This window comes from Pseudomonas sp. FP215 (assembly GCF_030687795.1).
Lineage (GTDB): Bacteria > Pseudomonadota > Gammaproteobacteria > Pseudomonadales > Pseudomonadaceae > Aquipseudomonas > Aquipseudomonas salmasensis.
The window spans coordinates 2,471,348-2,486,493 of the sequence record NZ_CP117447.1 but is presented as its reverse complement, the minus strand read 5'-3'; the positions used below and the strand labels follow the sequence as shown (position 1 = coordinate 2,486,493).

Here is a 15,146-nt window from a genome sequence, read left to right as displayed (position 1 = left end):
AGGCGGGAAGCACAAAGGCACGTCGTCCCTATAAAACGAACCGGGCGGGGAAAAATTAGCGAGGGGATGGGTGGCGCCGAGGGAGCTGTCATCAGGGGTTACATCAATCCCCGGGAAGCAACGCGAACCTGAGCTAGGATTGACGAACACCATTTTTTGCAACTACATTTAGTTACACGCAGGGAACGCCGTGTCCAAAAATGAAAAGCTGCTCGCCAAACTGCTCAATGAGCACATGGCATTTACCTAGTCTGAGCTCGTCACGTTATTACGCCGATTGGGATACACACAGATTGAAGGGGCCGGAAGCCGGGTCAAGTTCGACATTGGCGACCCCAGTGCAATGATCACCCTGCACAAGCCTCACCCCGGCAACGAACTGAAACACTACATTCGGCGCCAGATCATCGAACAATTGAAATCAGGAGAACTGATTCAGTGAACAACCAACTGAAACACAAAGGCTACATCGGCTCCATCGAAGCCAGCCTCGAGGACAACTGCCTGTTTGGTAAAATCCTGTTCATCAAGGCATTGGTGAGCTATGAAGGCAAAACTGTGGCTGAACTGGACGCAGCCTTCCGTGGCGCGGTGGATGATTATCTCGCTACCTGCCAGAGCCTGGGGCACACGCCGGAGAAACCGTGCAAAGGTTCATTCAACGTACGCGTCGGGCATGACTTGCATTTGGCCGCTGCCCTGGCGGCAAACCGTAAGAAAGTGACATTGAATGATCTCACGCGTCAGGCGCTGAACGAGTTTCTGCAGCATCATTACCCAGAGCCATGCCCAACGATTGGCTGACTAGCCCAACCGCCGGTAACCCAACACCGCCGAGCCCGCTACCACCGCCCCCGCCGCCAGCGCCACCCAGAACCCGCTGGTGGCGCCAAAGTGGTCGATCATCCACCCCGAACTGGCGGCGCCAATGGCCACGCCGATGCTCAGGCCGGTGATCAGCCAGGTCATGCCTTCGGTCAGGCGGCTGGCCGGGACGATCTGCTCCACCATGGCCATCGACACAATCAAGGTGGGCGCGAAGAACAGCCCGGAGATAAAGATCGCAGCGGCCAAGCCGGGAATATTGCTCACCAGCAGCAAGGGCAAGGTGGTCAACGCCGTGGCTACGCCGCAGTACAGGAACTGGCGTGGCAACGGTGCCTTGAGTTTGAGGGCACCGAAGGCCAACCCGGCCAGGCACGAACCAATGGCATACACCGACAGCACGATACTCGCCGCCGCCGGCTGGCCCTGATACTGGGCGAAGGCCACGCTGACCACATCCACCACGCCGACGATCACGCCCATGGCCAGCAGCAGAATCATCAGGATCAATACCGACGGCGAAGCAATCAGCCAGCGACCGTGCGCCCCCTGATGCGCGTGTACCGGAGGCTCGGTTTGCCGTTGCAGCACAAAGGTGGTGACGCCCACCGCGAGCAACAGCGCCGCTACCAAGGGCCCGGCTTCTGGAAACACCGCCACGCTCAACCCCACCGAAATGGGTGGGCCGATGATGAAGCACACCTCATCGAGTACCGACTCCAGGGCAAACGCGGTTTGTAGCCTGGGCTGGCCACGGTACAACTCGGTCCAGCGCGCCCGCACCATGGCCGACATATTGGGCATGCAGCCCGCCAGCGCGGCGAACAGAAACAGCGTCCAATTCGGTGCCTGCAACCGCGTACACAACAGCAACATCAAGAGCGCGCCGCCGCCAATCAGCGCGGCAATCGGCAGCACCCTGCCCTGGCTGTAGCGGTCCACCCAACGCGACACTTGCGGCGCGCAAATCGCCGTGGCCAAAGCAAACACCGCCGCCACCGAACCGGCCAGGCCATAGCCGCCATGCACCTGGGACAACATGGTGATCAGGCCGATGCCGGTCATGGATATCGGCATACGCGCCAGCATGCCGGCGAGCACGAAGGCCCGGGCACCGGGGGCCTGGAATAATTCGGCGTAGGGGTTCGCCATGACGTTAATGCCTTCTTTGCTTCAAGTTGCGCAGCTTTTTATCACACCAACCGCTTGATCTGCTTATGCCGCCACACCAAGCGGTAATAGGCGATCTGCAACACCAGCATCGCCAGGTAGGTCACCGGAAATGCCATCCACACCCCTTCCAACCCGAAGTGGGCGTTGAACAGATAGGCCATTGGCAGTTCCACGCAGAGTACACAGAAGATCGAGATCGCTACCGGCATCAGCACCACGCCGCTGGCGCGCATGATGCCGCCGATCACCGCCTGGAAGCCGAATACCAGAATGCTCCAGAGCATGATGTGCAGCAGGTGTTCGGCCCGCACCCGTGCGCTGTCGTCGGTGATGAACAGGCCCAGCAACCAGTGGGACAACCCGTAGCCGAGCACGATCAAGCCACCGGTGAGGCACAGGTTGATCACCAGCCCAGTGCGCAGGATCGGCCCGATGCGCTCCAGGCGCCCGGCGCCAATCGCCTGGGCGCCGAGGATCGAGGCGGTGATGGCGATCGACAGCGCTGGGAACTGCACGTAGTTGACGATCTGCGTCACCGCGCCATAGGCCGCCGTGGCCTGGGAACCGTGGCCGTTGACCAAGGCCAGGATGACCAGCTCCGACAGCGACAACACCACCATCTGCAAGCCCGTCGGCAGGCCGATGCGCAGGACTTTGCCGAGAATGACGCGGTCCAGGCGTAAGGCGGCAAGCAGCTCGCGGTCTGGCGCCATCACGTGGTTTTTGTGGCGCAGGCGCAGGATCAAAAACAGCATCGCCAAGGCGTTACCCACCAGCCCGGCATACACCGCACTCTGGATGCCCATGGGCGGCAGGCCGATCCAGCCGCGAATCAGCGCAGGCGTCAGCAGCAAGCCCACCAGGGTGGAGACCATCAATGCCAAGAGCGGCGAAATCGTGTCGCTGACCCCGCGCAGCAGTTGGGTATAGAGGATGAACACCAGCAGCAACGGCATGATCAACATCATCATCTGGGCGTAGCCCACCGCGTCGTCGAGCACGTCCACCGGGGTGCCCAACGCTTGCAACGCCGGGCGCGCAAACAGGCTGCCCAGCACGGCGGCCACCAGGCCCACCAATGCGCCCAGGGTCAGGGTGGCACCGGTGATCGCCTTGACCATCCCGGTCTCCTGGGCGCCCCATGCCTGGCCGATCAGTACCGAGGCGCCCGCCCCCAGGCCGATCACCAGAGCGATGAAGAAAAACACGATGGGAAACATCCCCGACACCGCAGCCAGCGCCTGGGTGCCCAGCATTTGCCCAACGTAAATGCCGTTGAGGGTACCGGAAAAGCTTTGCAGGAAATTGGACAGCACCATCGGTGCCAGGAACAACAGGTAGATTTGCCACAGTGGACGTTGCAAAGGGTTTTGCATGAAAAACGGGGCCTCGAATGACGAAAGCGTCTCAGGGTTATACCGTAACTGGATCCAATATGCTGTTGTGAAGGCTCGGGTTAACCCCCAAAGGTCTGCGAGGGCCTGCGCAACGTCGGATCAAACGGATTGAGGCGCGGCCCGATGGCCGCCGCCTCGCGCTTGAGCAACTCCACCACCATCGGCAGGCGGCTCGGCCCCAGGCGGTCGCTGATGGTCGCCACGCTCAACGCCGCGACCGCATACCCGTCGCGGTTGAGGATCGGCACCGCCAGCCCCGCCATGCCTTCCAGCACACCAGTGTTGCGTGCCGCGTAACCGAGGTGGCGCACGTTCTCCACTTCGGAGCGCAGCAGCACTTCGTCATACAGGTGGAAGTCCTTGAGCCGTGGCAGGTTGTAGCGGATCACCGTCTCGCGCTCTTCCTCCGGCAGAAACGCCAGGATCGCCAGGCTGCCCTGCCCCACGCCCAGGGCCACGCGCCCGCCGATATCACCGGTGAAGGTACGGATCGGGTAAGGACCCTCGCTGCGGTCCAGGCAAATGGCGTCAAAGCCTGAGCGCGCCAGCAGGAACAGCGAGTCCCCCAGCGAAGCGCTCAGGCGCAACAGGCTGGGGCGGACCAAGTCGCGCAGGTTGCCGGTCTTGCCTGCGTTGGCCGCCAACGCGAAGAACTCCAGGCTCAGGCGATAGCGTTTGCTGCGCGCATCCTGCTCAACCATGCCTTCGTCCATCAGGCTACGCAGCAGGCGATGGGTGGTGGGTTGGGACAAGCCCACCTGTTGGGCGAGCTGGGTAACCCGCTCGCCACCCTCCGGTACCTCCCCCAGCGCTCGCAGCACGGCAAACAACCGGGACACGCTGCCCGCACCGATATCCTTACCGTCGTTATTCCGCTCAGTGGAATCCATAACACCTAATCTCGTTAATAATTCTGCTCAATGAATAAATCTTAAAATAGTAGTCCACTGAGTGAAATTCTATCTTCCGCCCATCCTAGTCTTCGTCCTAATCTGCGTCCACAGGGGCGAAATGAACAACAACCGGCAGCCGACTTGAGATCGAGCGCCAACGCACCGGCACCACTTTTCGCATCTGCCCAAAACAAGAAAGCGCGTTTTTGACGCGACTGAATAAAGGTGGAACGCAAACATGGCATTTCTCCAACTCAAGGCCTTGAGCAAACGCTATGGCGCCGTCGATGCGGTGGTCGCCACTGATCTGGCGGTGGAACAAGGCGAATTCGTTTCCCTGCTCGGCCCTTCAGGCTGTGGCAAGACCACCACCCTGCAAATGATCGCCGGTTTCGTCGACGTCAGCGGTGGCCAGATCCTGCTCGACGGTCGCGACATCACCCACGCCAAGCCCGCCAGCCGTGGCCTGGGCGTGGTATTCCAGAGCTACGCGCTGTTCCCGCATATGAGCGTGCGCGACAACGTCGCCTTCGGCCTGAAGATGCGCAAGGTGCCAGCGGCCGACATCGCCACCCGCGTCAACAGCGTGCTGGAGCTGGTACGCCTGGCTCAACATGCCGAGCGCTACCCCCGCGAGCTGTCCGGTGGCCAGCGCCAGCGGGTGGCCCTGGCCCGTGCGCTGGTGATCGAACCGCCGGTGTTGTTGCTCGATGAGCCGCTGTCCAACCTCGACGCCAACCTGCGTGAAGAGATGCAGTTTGAAATCCGGCGTATCCAGTGCGCGGTGGGCATCACCACCTTGATGGTGACTCATGACCAGGCCGAAGCCCTGTCCATCAGCGACCGCGTGGTGGTGATGCAGGCCGGGCGCGTGACCCAGATCGACGCGCCCTACAAGCTCTATGAACACCCGCGCACGCGCTTTATCTCGGACTTCGTCGGCAAGGCCAACCTGCTGGCCGGCGACTACGACGCGCTCGGCATCCCTCAAGTGCGCCATGACGGTGGCAAAGGTGAACTGACCCTGAGCCTGCGCCCGGAAAAAATCCAACTGGTGGCCGCGGGCACCGGGCGCATGCAAGGCGCAGTGCTGGACCGCTACTTTTTCGGCAGCCAATGGCTGTACCGCGTCCACACCGCCCTGGGCGAAATCACCGTTGTGCGCAGTAACGACGGCAGCGCGCCCTTGGCTAACGGCGCGGTGGTGGGCCTGCAATGGCAGGCCGATTTGCTGCGCGTACTGGCGGCCGATGAGGTGCACCCATGAGTCGCGGCTACCTGCTCTCGCTGCCTGCACTGGTGCTGTTTGCCGGGCTTTTGATCATGCCGCTGGGCCTGACCCTGGTGCTGTCGTTCAATGTGTTCGACTACCAAGTGGGCGTAAAGGCCGATGAGTGGACCTTGGCCCATTACTGGGCGCTGTTGAGCGACGCCTACTTCTACGAGATTTTCTGGCGCACCTTCTGGATCAGCGCCCTGGTGACACTGCTGTGCGTGGTGATCGGCGTGCCGGAGGCCTACATTCTCAGCCGCATGGGCACGCCGTGGCGCTCGATCTTCCTGATCGTGATCCTCACGCCGCTGCTGATCTCGGTAGTGGTGCGTGCGTTTGGCTGGAGCCTGCTGCTGGGTGCCGACGGGCTGATTAACCAAATGATCCAGGCCCTCGGCGGCAGTCCGATGAAGCTGCTGTATACGCCCTTCGCCGTGATCATCGCGTTGGTGCACGTGATGCTGCCGTTCATGATTATCCCGGTGTGGACCTCGCTGCAAAAACTTGACCCGTCGGCCGAACAGGCAGCGTTGTCCCTGGGCGCCAGCCAGGCCACGGTGATGCGCAAGATCGTATTGCCCCAAGTGATGCCCGGTGTGCTGTCCGGCACCTTGATCGTGTTCGGTTTGGCTGCCAGCTCCTTTGCGATCCCCGGCCTGCTGGGTGGGCGGCGCCTGAAGATGGTCGCCACCGTGGTGTACGACCAGTACCTCTCGGAACTCAACTGGCCCATGGGCGCGACCCTCGCGGTGGCGCTGCTGTTGGTCAATCTGCTGATCATGCTGAGCTGGAACCGCATGGTCGAAGGCCGCTACAAAAAGTCCCTGGGGGTTTAAGCGCATGTCTAGAAACGGTCCTTTGGCCCTCGGTTTCCATGCCATGGTGGTGCTGTTCATGATGGCGCCACTGGGGGTGGTGTGCCTGGTGGCGTTCACGCCAGAGAACACCTTGAGCCTGCCCACGTCGGGCTTCTCTCTGCGCTGGTTTCGCGCGGTGTTCGAACGCGCCGACTTTATCCAGGCGTTCTATAACAGCCTGATCCTGGCCTTCACCGCCGCCACCCTGGCGACCCTGATCGCGGTGCCCGCGGCCCTGGCGATCAGCCGCTATTCGTTCCCGGGGCGCAATTTCTTCAGTGCGCTGTTCCTGTCGCCCATCATCATTCCGCACCTGGTGCTGGGGGTGGCGATGCTGCGCCTGTTTGCGCTGATGGGCGTGAACGGCAGCTTCACCTGGCTGATGCTCGCACACGTGGTGATCATCACCCCCTATGTGTTGCGCCTGGTATTGGCGGCGGCCATCGGCATTGATCGCAGTGCCGAGCAGGCCGCCGAATCCCTAGGCGCTGGGCGCTTTACGCTGTTCCGGCAGATCACCCTGCCGATGATTTTGCCCGGTGTGGCCGGTGGGTGGTTGCTGGCGTTCATCAACAGTTTCGATGAAGTGACCCTGTCGATCTTCGTCAGCTCGCCGGCCACGCAAACCCTGCCGGTGCGCATGTACGTGTACGCCACCGAGTCCATCGACCCGATGATGGCGGCCGTGTCGGCGCTGGTGATCGCACTGACGGCAGCGACCATGATTGTGCTCGACCGGGTCTACGGCCTGGACCGCGTGCTGGTGGGGAAACACTGATGGCCTTGTTCAAGCGACTGAGCGAAACCCAACGCCCTGCCCTGGCCTTCACCCTCGACGACCAGCCCGCCACGGGGTTGCTCGGCGATACCCTGCTGACCGCCATACTGACCTGCGCCGAGCACCTGCGCGGCAGTGATTTCAGCGCCGAGCGCCGCGCAGGCTTTTGCCTGATGGGCGCATGCCAGGATTGTTGGGTGCGCCTGGCCGATGGGCGGCGGGTACGCGCCTGCTCGACCCTGCTGGAAGAAGGCCAGGCGATCAGCCGTGATCCGGGGCGCCAGTCATGAAGCCGGTAGTGATAGTGGGAGCAGGCCCGGCGGGAATCAGTGCGGCGCGCACCTTGCTCGACCATGGCATCACACCGTGCCTGGTGGATGAGAGCCCGCGCGGTGGCGGGCAGATTTATCGGCGCCAACCCCCAGGGTTCCAACGCACTGCCCGGCAGATCTACGGATTTGAAGCGCGCAAGGCCCAAGCCGTGCACCGCACCATGGATGAACTGGCAGCGCTGATCGACTACCGGCCGGACACCTTGGTGTGGAATGCCGAGAATGGTCGTCTGGACATGCTCAATAACGGGCGCGCCGACAGCCTCGAATACGCGCAGGTCATTGTCGCTACCGGCGCCACCGACCGCATCCTGCCTGTGCCCGGCTGGACGTTGCCGGGTGTCTACAGCCTGGGCGCGGCGCAAATCGCCTTGAAGTACCAAGGCTGCGCGATAGGCGAACGTGTGGTGTTTTGCGGCTCCGGGCCATTGCTCTATTTGGTCGCTTACCAATACGCAAAGGCCGGTGCCAAGGTGCTGGCGGTGCTCGACAGTGCACCGCTGAGCGCCCAATGCCGTGCCTTGCCGGCGCTGCTCAGACAACCGGCGACCCTGGCCAAGGGCATGTATTACCGCGCCTGGCTGACCGCCCACGGGATTCCCGTGCATCAGGGCGCAATGCTCAAGCAGATCGATGGCGACCAACGGGTACGCGGCATTCGCTGGGGCGACCAGACCCTGCCATGCGATGCGGTGGCCTTCGCCCATGCCCTGCGCAGCGAAACGCAATTGGCGGACTTGCTCGGCTGTGAATTTGCCTGGAACTCCCTCAATCGCGCCTGGCTGCCGCAACGCGACCGCGCCGGGCGCAGCAGTGTCGAAGGGGTATACCTGGCTGGCGACGGCGCCGGCATCATGGGCGCCGATGCCGCACACATGGCCGGCGAATGTGCTGCGCTGGCGCTGCTGGAAGATACCGGCGTCGCAGTCGACCCGCACCGCCGCGTCACACTGGAACGGCAGTTGGCGCGTATCCAGTGCTTTCGCCAGGGCCTGGAAACCGCGTTCCCCTTCCCCGAGCACTGGGCCGCGCAGGCGCCCGATGACCTGATCCTGTGCCGCTGCGAAGAGGTCAGCGTCGGCGAGGTGCGCGCCGTGGTGGATGAAGGTCACTGGGAAATCAACCGGGTCAAAGCCCATTGCCGCGTAGGCATGGGCCGCTGCCAGGGGCGAATGTGCGGGTTGGCGGCGGCGGAAATCGTTGCCGAGCGTAGCGGGCGTGACCTCCCCCAAGTTGGGCGCTTGCGGGGCCAGGCGCCGATCAAGCCGCTGCCGTTTGGCGTGCAGGTGCAGCCATGATCGACGTCATCGTCTTGGGGGGCGGCATCGTCGGGGCTTCGGCGGCCTTGATGCTCGCCCAGAAAGGCCAGCGTGTGGCCCTGGTAGAACGGGATTTTTGTGGCTCGCATGCGAGCGGCGTCAATTACGGCGGCGTACGGCGCCAGGGGCGGCCCTTGCATCAGTTGCCGCTGTCGCAACGCGCCCATCAACTGTGGGCCGACCTGCCCGGGTTGATTGGTATCGAGGGTGAATACGTGCGCTCCGGGCATTTGAAGCTGGCACGCAGCCTTGGGGATTTTGCCGCACTGCAAGCCTACGCCGAGCAGACCCGTGGCTTCGACCTGGGCTTGCAGCTGCTGGACCGCAGCGAGTTACGCAGGCGTTTCCCCTGGGTGGGCGACGTGGCAGTGGGCGCCTCATTGTGCCCGGACGACGGGCATGCCAACCCGCGCCTGGTGGCCCCAGCCTTTGCCCGTGCCGCCCAGCGCCATGGCGCTGCGGTGTACGAGCAAGCCGAAGTAATCGGCATCGAGCACGACAGCCGGCTGTTCCAGGTGCACTGCGCCAACGGCCTGCACTTGCAAGCGCCCTGGCTGCTCAACTGTGCGGGCGCCTGGGCCGGCAAGGTCGCCGCGCAATTGGGCGAGCCGGTGCCGATCATCTCGGCGCACCCGGCGATGCTGGTCACCGAGCCGCTGCCGGGGGTGATGACCGTCAGCACCGGCGTCGAGGGTGGCGGCATCTATGCGCGGCAAGTCGCCCGTGGCAATTGCATCCTCGGCGGCGGGCGCGGCTTTGCCCTGGGCCCGCAGCAGGCCAGGCCGGGCCAGGCGGCGGTGCTGGAGATTCTGCGCAATGCCGGCGAACTCTACCCCTTTCTTCAGGGTGCCCAGGCCATTCGCACCTGGAGTGGCACCGAAGGTTACCTGCCTGACCACGAACCGGTGATCGGCCCCAGCAGTACCCAACCTGGGCTGCTCCACGGTTTCGGCTTTGCCGGCGCCGGGTTCCAGCTCGGCCCCGCCGTCGGTGAAGCCCTGGCAGAGATCGTCTGCGACGGCAGCAGCCGCCAACCCATCGAAGCGTTTTCCATCCGTCGTTTCCAAGCCTGAGAGGAAAAACTCCATGCAATCACGTCTCGCGTTGTCCTGCTTGTCCCTCGCCTTGCTCACCGGCACGGCCCATGCCGCACCCACGCTGTACCTGGGCATGAACGGCGGCACCATGGAACGGGTGTACGCCGACAAGGTGCTGCCCGCCTTCGAAAAGGCCAATAACGTCAAGGTCGTGATCGTACCCGGCACCTCCTCGGACATCCTCGCCAAGGTCCAGGCCAACAAGGCCAACCCGCAGATGCATGTGATGTTCCTCGACGACGGCATCATGTACCGCGCCATCTCCATGGGCCTGTGCGACAAGCTCGCGCCGAGCCCGCCGCTGGAACAGATCCCGGCCAAGGCCCGGATCAAGGACGAAGCCGTGGCCGTGACCCTGGGCGTCACCGGCCTTGGCTACAACGCCAAGATGTTCAAGGACAAAGGCTGGGCCGCGCCCACCTCATGGATGGACCTGGCCGACCCGCGCTTCAAGGACAAAGTGGTGTTCCAGTCCCTGGCCTCCTCCACCTTCGGCCTGCATGGCTTCCTGATGTTCAACCGCATCCAGGGTGGCGATGAAACCAATGTGGAACCGGGCTTCAAGGCCTGGCCTACGAGCGTGGGCCCCAACGTGCTGGAATACATCGCCAGCTCCGCGAAGATCTCCGAGATGGTGCAGACCGACGAGGCCGCGATCTTCCCCCTGACCCCGACCCAGGTCGCCACGCAAAAGCTGCTCGGCATACCGATGGAGTACGCGCAGCCCAAAGAAGGTGCCGTGGTGCTCAACGTGGCCGAATGCGTGATCGCCCGCAATGACCAGCCAGAACTAGCGCAGAAGCTCGCAGCATTCTTGCTGACCGCCGAAGCCCAGGCGCCGGCGTTGGAAGAAGGTGACCAGATCCCGTCGAACCCGACTACCCCCACCACCGACAAAACCCGGGCGCGGGTGGAGGCCATGCAGGGTTATTTGCAAACGGCCATTTCGATTGATTGGGACCAGGTCAACCAGGCACGGCCAGAGTGGAACGCGCGGTGGAGTCGCTCGATTGAACGTTGAGGCTTAGCCTTGCGCAATCAGGGCCAGTTCTTCGCGGGTGCGGCTGATGTGTGCACCGGCCTTGAGCAATTCGTCGACGGCCTGTACACCGCCCTCCTCGCTGATGCTGCGGCACGCCGGCAAATGCAGAACGACGTGCAAGCCGGCCTTGAGCAATTGCAACGCGGTAGTCTTGACGCAGTAGTCCAGCGCCAAGCCGCCGACGATCACACGAACCACGCCGTGGGCCTTGAGGTACTCGATGACGCCAGTGGACAGCTTGTCGTGCAGGTCGTGATAACAGGCGCCATAGGGGTGCAGGTCGGGTTCGACACCTTTCCAGATGAAGTAGTCGTAGTCATAGGGCGTGGGCAACTCATCAAGCAAGGAGAACCCCTCGGTGCCCGGCACACAGTGGCTGACCCAGGTCACATCGGCATGGGCCAGGCCAGTGGGTTGCAGCATCTCGCTGTGCTGCGCGACCACCCAGGGCGCGTGGGGGGTGTGGGCGTCCTTGCTGCCAATGCGGTGGCCGGCGAGGCTGGCCATGTAGTTGAGTTCGGCGCCAATGTGGTCGCCACCGGCTACCGGCAATTCGTTGGGGCATAAAGGTGTGAAGCTCTTCTGGGCGTCGACGTCGAATGAAGCGATGGCGGCTTTCGAAAGGCTCATGGTCGTTCTCTGGTGGTCTGCACGTACGACCGCCTCAGGGCGAGCGTAGAGAAGTTGAAGTATGGGGTAGTTTACTGCGTGGATCGATGCGTTCACCCTATTCTCAAAACGCTGAAGTTCCAAGGTGGGCTTGCCTGCGATGACCATAGGTATCTACACAACGCTGTAACAGTGGACGGTAACCACGATGCGAAGCGAGCCGCTCTTGATCTGCTTTTGATCTTAGGCGCCCCGTTAAACCACGCTGGCCGAACGCAGGCTTGAATTCGTGGGTAACCCGGCAGGACGCCGGGTTAGCCGCCACGCGCCATGGATGGCGCGTGGCGGCGGCCCACGGATTCAAGCCTGTGTTCGGGCACACCGAGCCTAAGCGAGGTGCCGAGTGGTGGGGCAAGAGCGTTTTGCTTACTTTTGCCTGGGCCGGCATTCCGGCTTTTCAAAAGTGAGCCGCCGTCAAGGCGGAACCCTAAGTGGTCGTTACCGCAGCAATGGATATATACCCAATCCAACTGTGTTGACTGCCAGGCCGCCTTCGCGAGCAAGCCCGCTCCCAAAGGTTGATCGTGGGGTGCCAGGTAGATAGTTGGCGGCTGTCAGGCCACCATCGCAGGCAAGCCAGCTCCCACAGTTGGATCAGCGTCAACCGCTAGTTCATCCAATTCCCGCCATCAACGTTATAGGTCTGGGCCACCACATAGTCGGCGTCCTTCGACGCCAGGAAGATCGCCATGCCGGTCAGGTCTTGCGCCGTGCCCATCCGCCCAAACGGCACCTCATCGCCTACGCGCTTTTTCTTCTCACCAGGCGCCAGCCCTTCATGCCTGGCGAACAGCGCATCCACCCCATCCCAATGCTCACCGTCCACCACACCGGGAGCGATGGCGTTGACGTTGATGCCTTGCTTGATCAGGTTCAACCCCGCCGATTGCGTCAGGCTGATCACCGCTGCCTTGGTCGCGCAGTAGACCGCCACCAACGGCTCACCCCGCCGCCCGGCCTGGCTGGCCATGTTGATGATCTTGCCGCCATGCCCCTGGCTGATCATCTGTCGGGCTGCGGCCTGCAGGGTGAACAAGGTGCCGGCGACGTTGATCGAAAACAGCCGCTCAAAGCTGTCGCGGGTGATGTCGACGATGGGGGCCAGGTCGAACAGGGCGGCGTTGTTGATCAGGATATCGAGCTTGCCGGCATGGCCCACCACTGTGGCGATGGCCGCGTCGATGGAGGCTTGGTCGGTGACGTCCATCGCCACGGCGTAAGCCTGGGGGCCCAGTTCGGCGGCAGTGGCCTGGGCCCTTTGCAGGTTGATGTCAGCAATGGCCACCGTGGCGCCTTCAGCGATGTAAGCCTGGGCAAACGCACGGCCAATACCCCGCGCCGATCCGGTGATCAGCGCGCTTTTGCCTTCGAGTCGTTTCATGGGAGGGTCCTGTAAAGGTTATTGCCGGTAGCCGGTGAGCGCCGCCGAGAACAGCTTGCCGACCTTTGTTGTTGAGCTTCGATTACAGCAGCTTGGCCTGCCATCTCACAAACGACTGACGAAGGCTCGGCTGATACTTTTTTAACCGCAGGCATAGGATCAAAAAAGTATCAGCCTCAGGCGAAACCGGGGCTAGCGCACCGATTGCCAGTGCGGGTATTTTGGGGCGATTGCACCCTCACAAGAGGCAGCACCATGCCCATCAGCCCCGCCACCCTGTTCGAGCACCGCCCTGCGGAACTTGAGGTGATCCTGCCCGAACCAGAACATGGCTTTCGCTGGTTCGAACATGACTATCCCTATGAATTGGCGCGCTGGAACCATCACCCTGAATTCGAAATACACCTGATCCGCCAAGGCAGCGGCAAGTTGGTAGCGGGCGACTATATCGGTGCGTTCGGCGCCGGGCATGTGGCACTGATCGGCCCTGACCTGCCCCACGACTGGATCGGCGACCTGGCCCCCGGCGAACACCTGCACGGGCGCGATGTGGTGCTGCAATTCGACGGCGCCGCCCTCCTCGCCCTGCGCACCACCCTGCCTGAGCTCGGTGATTTACAGCCACTGTTTGAACGGGCGCGCCGGGGCATCGAATTCACCGGCGAGACCGCAACGGGCGCGGCACGGCTGATGGAGGCCATCGGCAGCGCCCAGGGCTTGCAACGCCTGACCTTGTTCCTGCAACTGCTCGATACCCTGAAGAACGCACCGCCCGCACAGGCCAAAACCCTGGCCAGCCCTTGCTACGCACCAACCCTGGACGCGCGCAGTGCCCAACGCATCAACAAGGCGTTTGACTACCTGATGCGGGAGCTGACCGGCGATGTACGCCTGTCGGACATCGCCCGGCAACTGGACATGAGCGAACCGGGCTTTTCGCGGTTTTTCAAACGCAACACCGGTCACGGTTTTATCGACCTGATGCGCAAGTTCCGCGTGCAGCGTGCCTGCCGCTTGCTGTTGCACAGCCAGATGTCAGTGGCGGACATCTGCTTTGAGGTGGGCTACGTCAACCTGTCGAATTTCAACCGCCACTTTCGCATCGAAATGCACCAGACGCCGAGTGAGTACCGGCGCCAGGCCGCACTTCAAGTATTCAACTGAGCCAGTGCCTTCTGTGCCAGGCGAGCAACCTGCAACTCATTCATGGCACGCTCGCGCTCCTGGTCTTCCAGAAACCAGGCGGCGGACAGCCCGGCATGAGCCACTACCCATTGCAACAATCGCGGACGCGAGAGGCTGGCCGCCTGGGCGATAACCTCGACCTGGCGGCTGAAACGCAGCGGGTCGCTACTGGTCGGCAAATCCGGGTTGCAGATCAAATTAGCGTAATCGTAACCGCGCTCGCCCATCACCCGCTTGGGATCAATCGCCAGCCAGCCCCGCGGGCCAAAGTCGAGGATATTGTCGTGATGGCAATCACCGTGCAATACCACCACCTCCTGTTGCGCAGCCAGCAATGTGCGGGCCATCGTCGCGCAGTCGCGTAAGTCGCCGCCCTCCTGGTCGGCGGCGTGCCACAAGGAACTGAACCACTCATCCAGCCCAACCAACCCTTCAGGCGGTGACGCACGAGGCGCATGCAGTCGGGCCAGGGTGGCGCAGGCTATCTGGCTGGCTTCATCGTCCTGGCCATTGAGGGCCATGCGCATCAAGGAACCTGGCCCCGTGGCGCGTTCCATCAACACAGCGGTGTGGTCATGGGCGAACACGCGTGCCGCGCCGTCACCTGCCCACCAGCTCAACAGGCGGCCGCCGAGTTTTTCTTCAGGGGTATGGGCAATTTTCAGCATCGCCGGCACGCCTTGCCAGCGCACCGGCAAGAGGTGGCTGCCCGGTGTGACGATAGGCTCTCCATCGGCACTCAGGTTCCAGGCACGCAGGTAGTGTTCGAACATCGGGTTCCTCCACAGGGTTGGCGCGTCAGGATGACAGAAAACCCACTGTTTTCCTGACCAAAGCGTCGGCAAATTCGTCTTTTTTCTAAACAGTTCAAGCCATTGAGCCAAGTTGGTACAGCCTGTGCAAACGTTTGCGGAACGAACTTGAC

General features: G+C 62.6%; 15 protein-coding genes and 1 pseudogene. 10 read left to right on the top strand and 6 right to left on the bottom strand.

Annotation, left to right across the window (positions count from 1 at the left end; translation table 11 throughout):
* Positions 1 to 190: 190 nt before the first annotated feature.
* Together PSH76_RS11505 and PSH76_RS11500 are read left to right on the top strand one after the other, a co-directional pair.
* A pseudogene (locus PSH76_RS11505) lies at positions 191 to 442 on the top strand (type II toxin-antitoxin system HicA family toxin).
* Positions 439 to 804: a type II toxin-antitoxin system HicB family antitoxin gene (locus tag PSH76_RS11500; protein ID WP_014718824.1), complete on the top strand. Its 366-nt coding sequence runs from the start codon at positions 439 to 441 to the stop codon at positions 802 to 804. The pseudogene PSH76_RS11505 and the gene PSH76_RS11500 overlap by 4 nt, the downstream one beginning before the upstream one ends.
* Here the strand turns inward: PSH76_RS11500 and PSH76_RS11495 are convergent, their stop codons facing one another.
* The 3 genes from PSH76_RS11495 to PSH76_RS11485 all read right to left on the bottom strand — a co-directional run bounded on the left by PSH76_RS11495 (position 805) and on the right by PSH76_RS11485 (position 4,285).
* A complete protein-coding gene (locus PSH76_RS11495; protein WP_305494101.1) occupies positions 805 to 1,977 on the bottom strand; it encodes an MFS transporter in 1,173 nt (390 codons plus the stop codon).
* Positions 1,978 to 2,018: 41 nt separating this feature from the next.
* On the bottom strand, positions 2,019 to 3,374 hold the full coding sequence (locus PSH76_RS11490; RefSeq protein WP_032896782.1) for an MATE family efflux transporter: 1,356 nt from the start codon (positions 3,372 to 3,374) through the stop codon (positions 2,019 to 2,021).
* 80 nt (positions 3,375 to 3,454) lie between these two features.
* On the bottom strand, positions 3,455 to 4,285 hold the full coding sequence (locus PSH76_RS11485; protein WP_098951094.1) for an IclR family transcriptional regulator: 831 nt from the start codon (positions 4,283 to 4,285) through the stop codon (positions 3,455 to 3,457).
* 241 nt (positions 4,286 to 4,526) lie between these two features.
* On the opposite strand from PSH76_RS11485, the gene PSH76_RS11480 reads away from it, so the two are divergent.
* From PSH76_RS11480 to PSH76_RS11450, 7 genes are read left to right on the top strand one after another with little or no spacing between them, the layout of a single operon-like run.
* The gene (locus PSH76_RS11480; RefSeq protein WP_098951092.1) at positions 4,527 to 5,555 is read left to right on the top strand and encodes an ABC transporter ATP-binding protein; all 1,029 of its coding nucleotides are present in this window, start codon (positions 4,527 to 4,529) and stop codon (positions 5,553 to 5,555) included.
* Positions 5,552 to 6,397, top strand: coding sequence for an ABC transporter permease (locus PSH76_RS11475; protein WP_032896776.1), 846 nt, complete (start codon positions 5,552 to 5,554; stop codon positions 6,395 to 6,397). The genes PSH76_RS11480 and PSH76_RS11475 overlap by 4 nt, the downstream gene beginning before the upstream one ends.
* 4 nt (positions 6,398 to 6,401) lie before the next feature.
* Positions 6,402 to 7,196: an ABC transporter permease gene (locus PSH76_RS11470; RefSeq protein WP_278918056.1), complete on the top strand. Its 795-nt coding sequence runs from the start codon at positions 6,402 to 6,404 to the stop codon at positions 7,194 to 7,196.
* Complete coding sequence (locus tag PSH76_RS11465) at positions 7,196 to 7,486, top strand: (2Fe-2S)-binding protein (protein ID WP_305494100.1); 291 nt, start codon at positions 7,196 to 7,198, stop codon at positions 7,484 to 7,486. Before PSH76_RS11470 ends, PSH76_RS11465 begins: the two co-directional genes overlap by 1 nt.
* Positions 7,483 to 8,826 carry an FAD-dependent oxidoreductase gene (locus tag PSH76_RS11460; RefSeq protein WP_305494099.1) on the top strand — a complete coding sequence of 448 codons (1,344 nt, stop codon included), beginning with the start codon at positions 7,483 to 7,485 and terminating at the stop codon, positions 8,824 to 8,826. Before PSH76_RS11465 ends, PSH76_RS11460 begins: the two co-directional genes overlap by 4 nt.
* Positions 8,823 to 9,920, top strand: a complete 1,098-nt coding sequence (locus tag PSH76_RS11455; RefSeq protein WP_098951085.1) for an FAD-binding oxidoreductase — start codon at positions 8,823 to 8,825, stop codon at positions 9,918 to 9,920. The genes PSH76_RS11460 and PSH76_RS11455 overlap by 4 nt, the downstream gene beginning before the upstream one ends.
* 13 nt (positions 9,921 to 9,933) lie before the next feature.
* The gene (locus PSH76_RS11450; RefSeq protein ID WP_032896768.1) at positions 9,934 to 10,965 is read left to right on the top strand and encodes an ABC transporter substrate-binding protein; all 1,032 of its coding nucleotides are present in this window, start codon (positions 9,934 to 9,936) and stop codon (positions 10,963 to 10,965) included.
* A 3-nt stretch (positions 10,966 to 10,968) separates the two neighbouring features.
* Here the strand turns inward: PSH76_RS11450 and PSH76_RS11445 are convergent, their stop codons facing one another.
* Both PSH76_RS11445 and PSH76_RS11440 read right to left on the bottom strand, forming a co-directional pair.
* Positions 10,969 to 11,616, bottom strand: coding sequence for an isochorismatase family protein (locus PSH76_RS11445; protein ID WP_032896766.1), 648 nt, complete (start codon positions 11,614 to 11,616; stop codon positions 10,969 to 10,971).
* A 646-nt stretch (positions 11,617 to 12,262) separates the two neighbouring features.
* Positions 12,263 to 13,036, bottom strand: a complete 774-nt coding sequence (locus PSH76_RS11440) for an L-iditol 2-dehydrogenase (RefSeq protein WP_305494098.1) — start codon at positions 13,034 to 13,036, stop codon at positions 12,263 to 12,265.
* Between the two features lie 255 nt (positions 13,037 to 13,291).
* On the opposite strand from PSH76_RS11440, the gene PSH76_RS11435 reads away from it, so the two are divergent.
* Entirely contained in the window at positions 13,292 to 14,200 is a 909-nt protein-coding gene (locus PSH76_RS11435; RefSeq protein WP_044274524.1) for an AraC family transcriptional regulator, read from the top strand.
* On the opposite strand, the gene PSH76_RS11430 is transcribed toward PSH76_RS11435, so the two are convergent.
* Entirely contained in the window at positions 14,185 to 14,994 is an 810-nt protein-coding gene (locus PSH76_RS11430) for an aminoglycoside phosphotransferase family protein (protein WP_098951080.1), read from the bottom strand. The two genes, PSH76_RS11435 and PSH76_RS11430, sit on opposite strands and share 16 nt — an antisense overlap.
* Positions 14,995 to 15,146 lie beyond the last annotated feature (152 nt).

What these genes read in the sequence shown, in the direction of transcription:
- PSH76_RS11465 (WP_305494100.1), top strand. Translation starts at nt 7,196, where the DNA reads ATGGCCTTGTTCAAGCGACTGAGCGAAACCCAACGCCCTGCCCTGGCC.
- PSH76_RS11435 (WP_044274524.1), top strand. Translation starts at nt 13,292, where the DNA reads ATGCCCATCAGCCCCGCCACCCTGTTCGAGCACCGCCCTGCGGAACTT.
- PSH76_RS11455 (WP_098951085.1), top strand. Translation starts at nt 8,823, where the DNA reads ATGATCGACGTCATCGTCTTGGGGGGCGGCATCGTCGGGGCTTCGGCG.
- PSH76_RS11495 (WP_305494101.1), bottom strand. Translation starts at nt 1,977, where the DNA reads ATGGCGAACCCCTACGCCGAATTATTCCAGGCCCCCGGTGCCCGGGCC.
- PSH76_RS11475 (WP_032896776.1), top strand. Translation starts at nt 5,552, where the DNA reads ATGAGTCGCGGCTACCTGCTCTCGCTGCCTGCACTGGTGCTGTTTGCC.
- PSH76_RS11445 (WP_032896766.1), bottom strand. Translation starts at nt 11,616, where the DNA reads ATGAGCCTTTCGAAAGCCGCCATCGCTTCATTCGACGTCGACGCCCAG.
- PSH76_RS11485 (WP_098951094.1), bottom strand. Translation starts at nt 4,285, where the DNA reads ATGGATTCCACTGAGCGGAATAACGACGGTAAGGATATCGGTGCGGGC.
- PSH76_RS11450 (WP_032896768.1), top strand. Translation starts at nt 9,934, where the DNA reads ATGCAATCACGTCTCGCGTTGTCCTGCTTGTCCCTCGCCTTGCTCACC.
- PSH76_RS11480 (WP_098951092.1), top strand. Translation starts at nt 4,527, where the DNA reads ATGGCATTTCTCCAACTCAAGGCCTTGAGCAAACGCTATGGCGCCGTC.
- PSH76_RS11440 (WP_305494098.1), bottom strand. Translation starts at nt 13,036, where the DNA reads ATGAAACGACTCGAAGGCAAAAGCGCGCTGATCACCGGATCGGCGCGG.
- PSH76_RS11490 (WP_032896782.1), bottom strand. Translation starts at nt 3,374, where the DNA reads ATGCAAAACCCTTTGCAACGTCCACTGTGGCAAATCTACCTGTTGTTC.
- PSH76_RS11470 (WP_278918056.1), top strand. Translation starts at nt 6,402, where the DNA reads ATGTCTAGAAACGGTCCTTTGGCCCTCGGTTTCCATGCCATGGTGGTG.
- PSH76_RS11460 (WP_305494099.1), top strand. Translation starts at nt 7,483, where the DNA reads ATGAAGCCGGTAGTGATAGTGGGAGCAGGCCCGGCGGGAATCAGTGCG.
- PSH76_RS11430 (WP_098951080.1), bottom strand. Translation starts at nt 14,994, where the DNA reads ATGTTCGAACACTACCTGCGTGCCTGGAACCTGAGTGCCGATGGAGAG.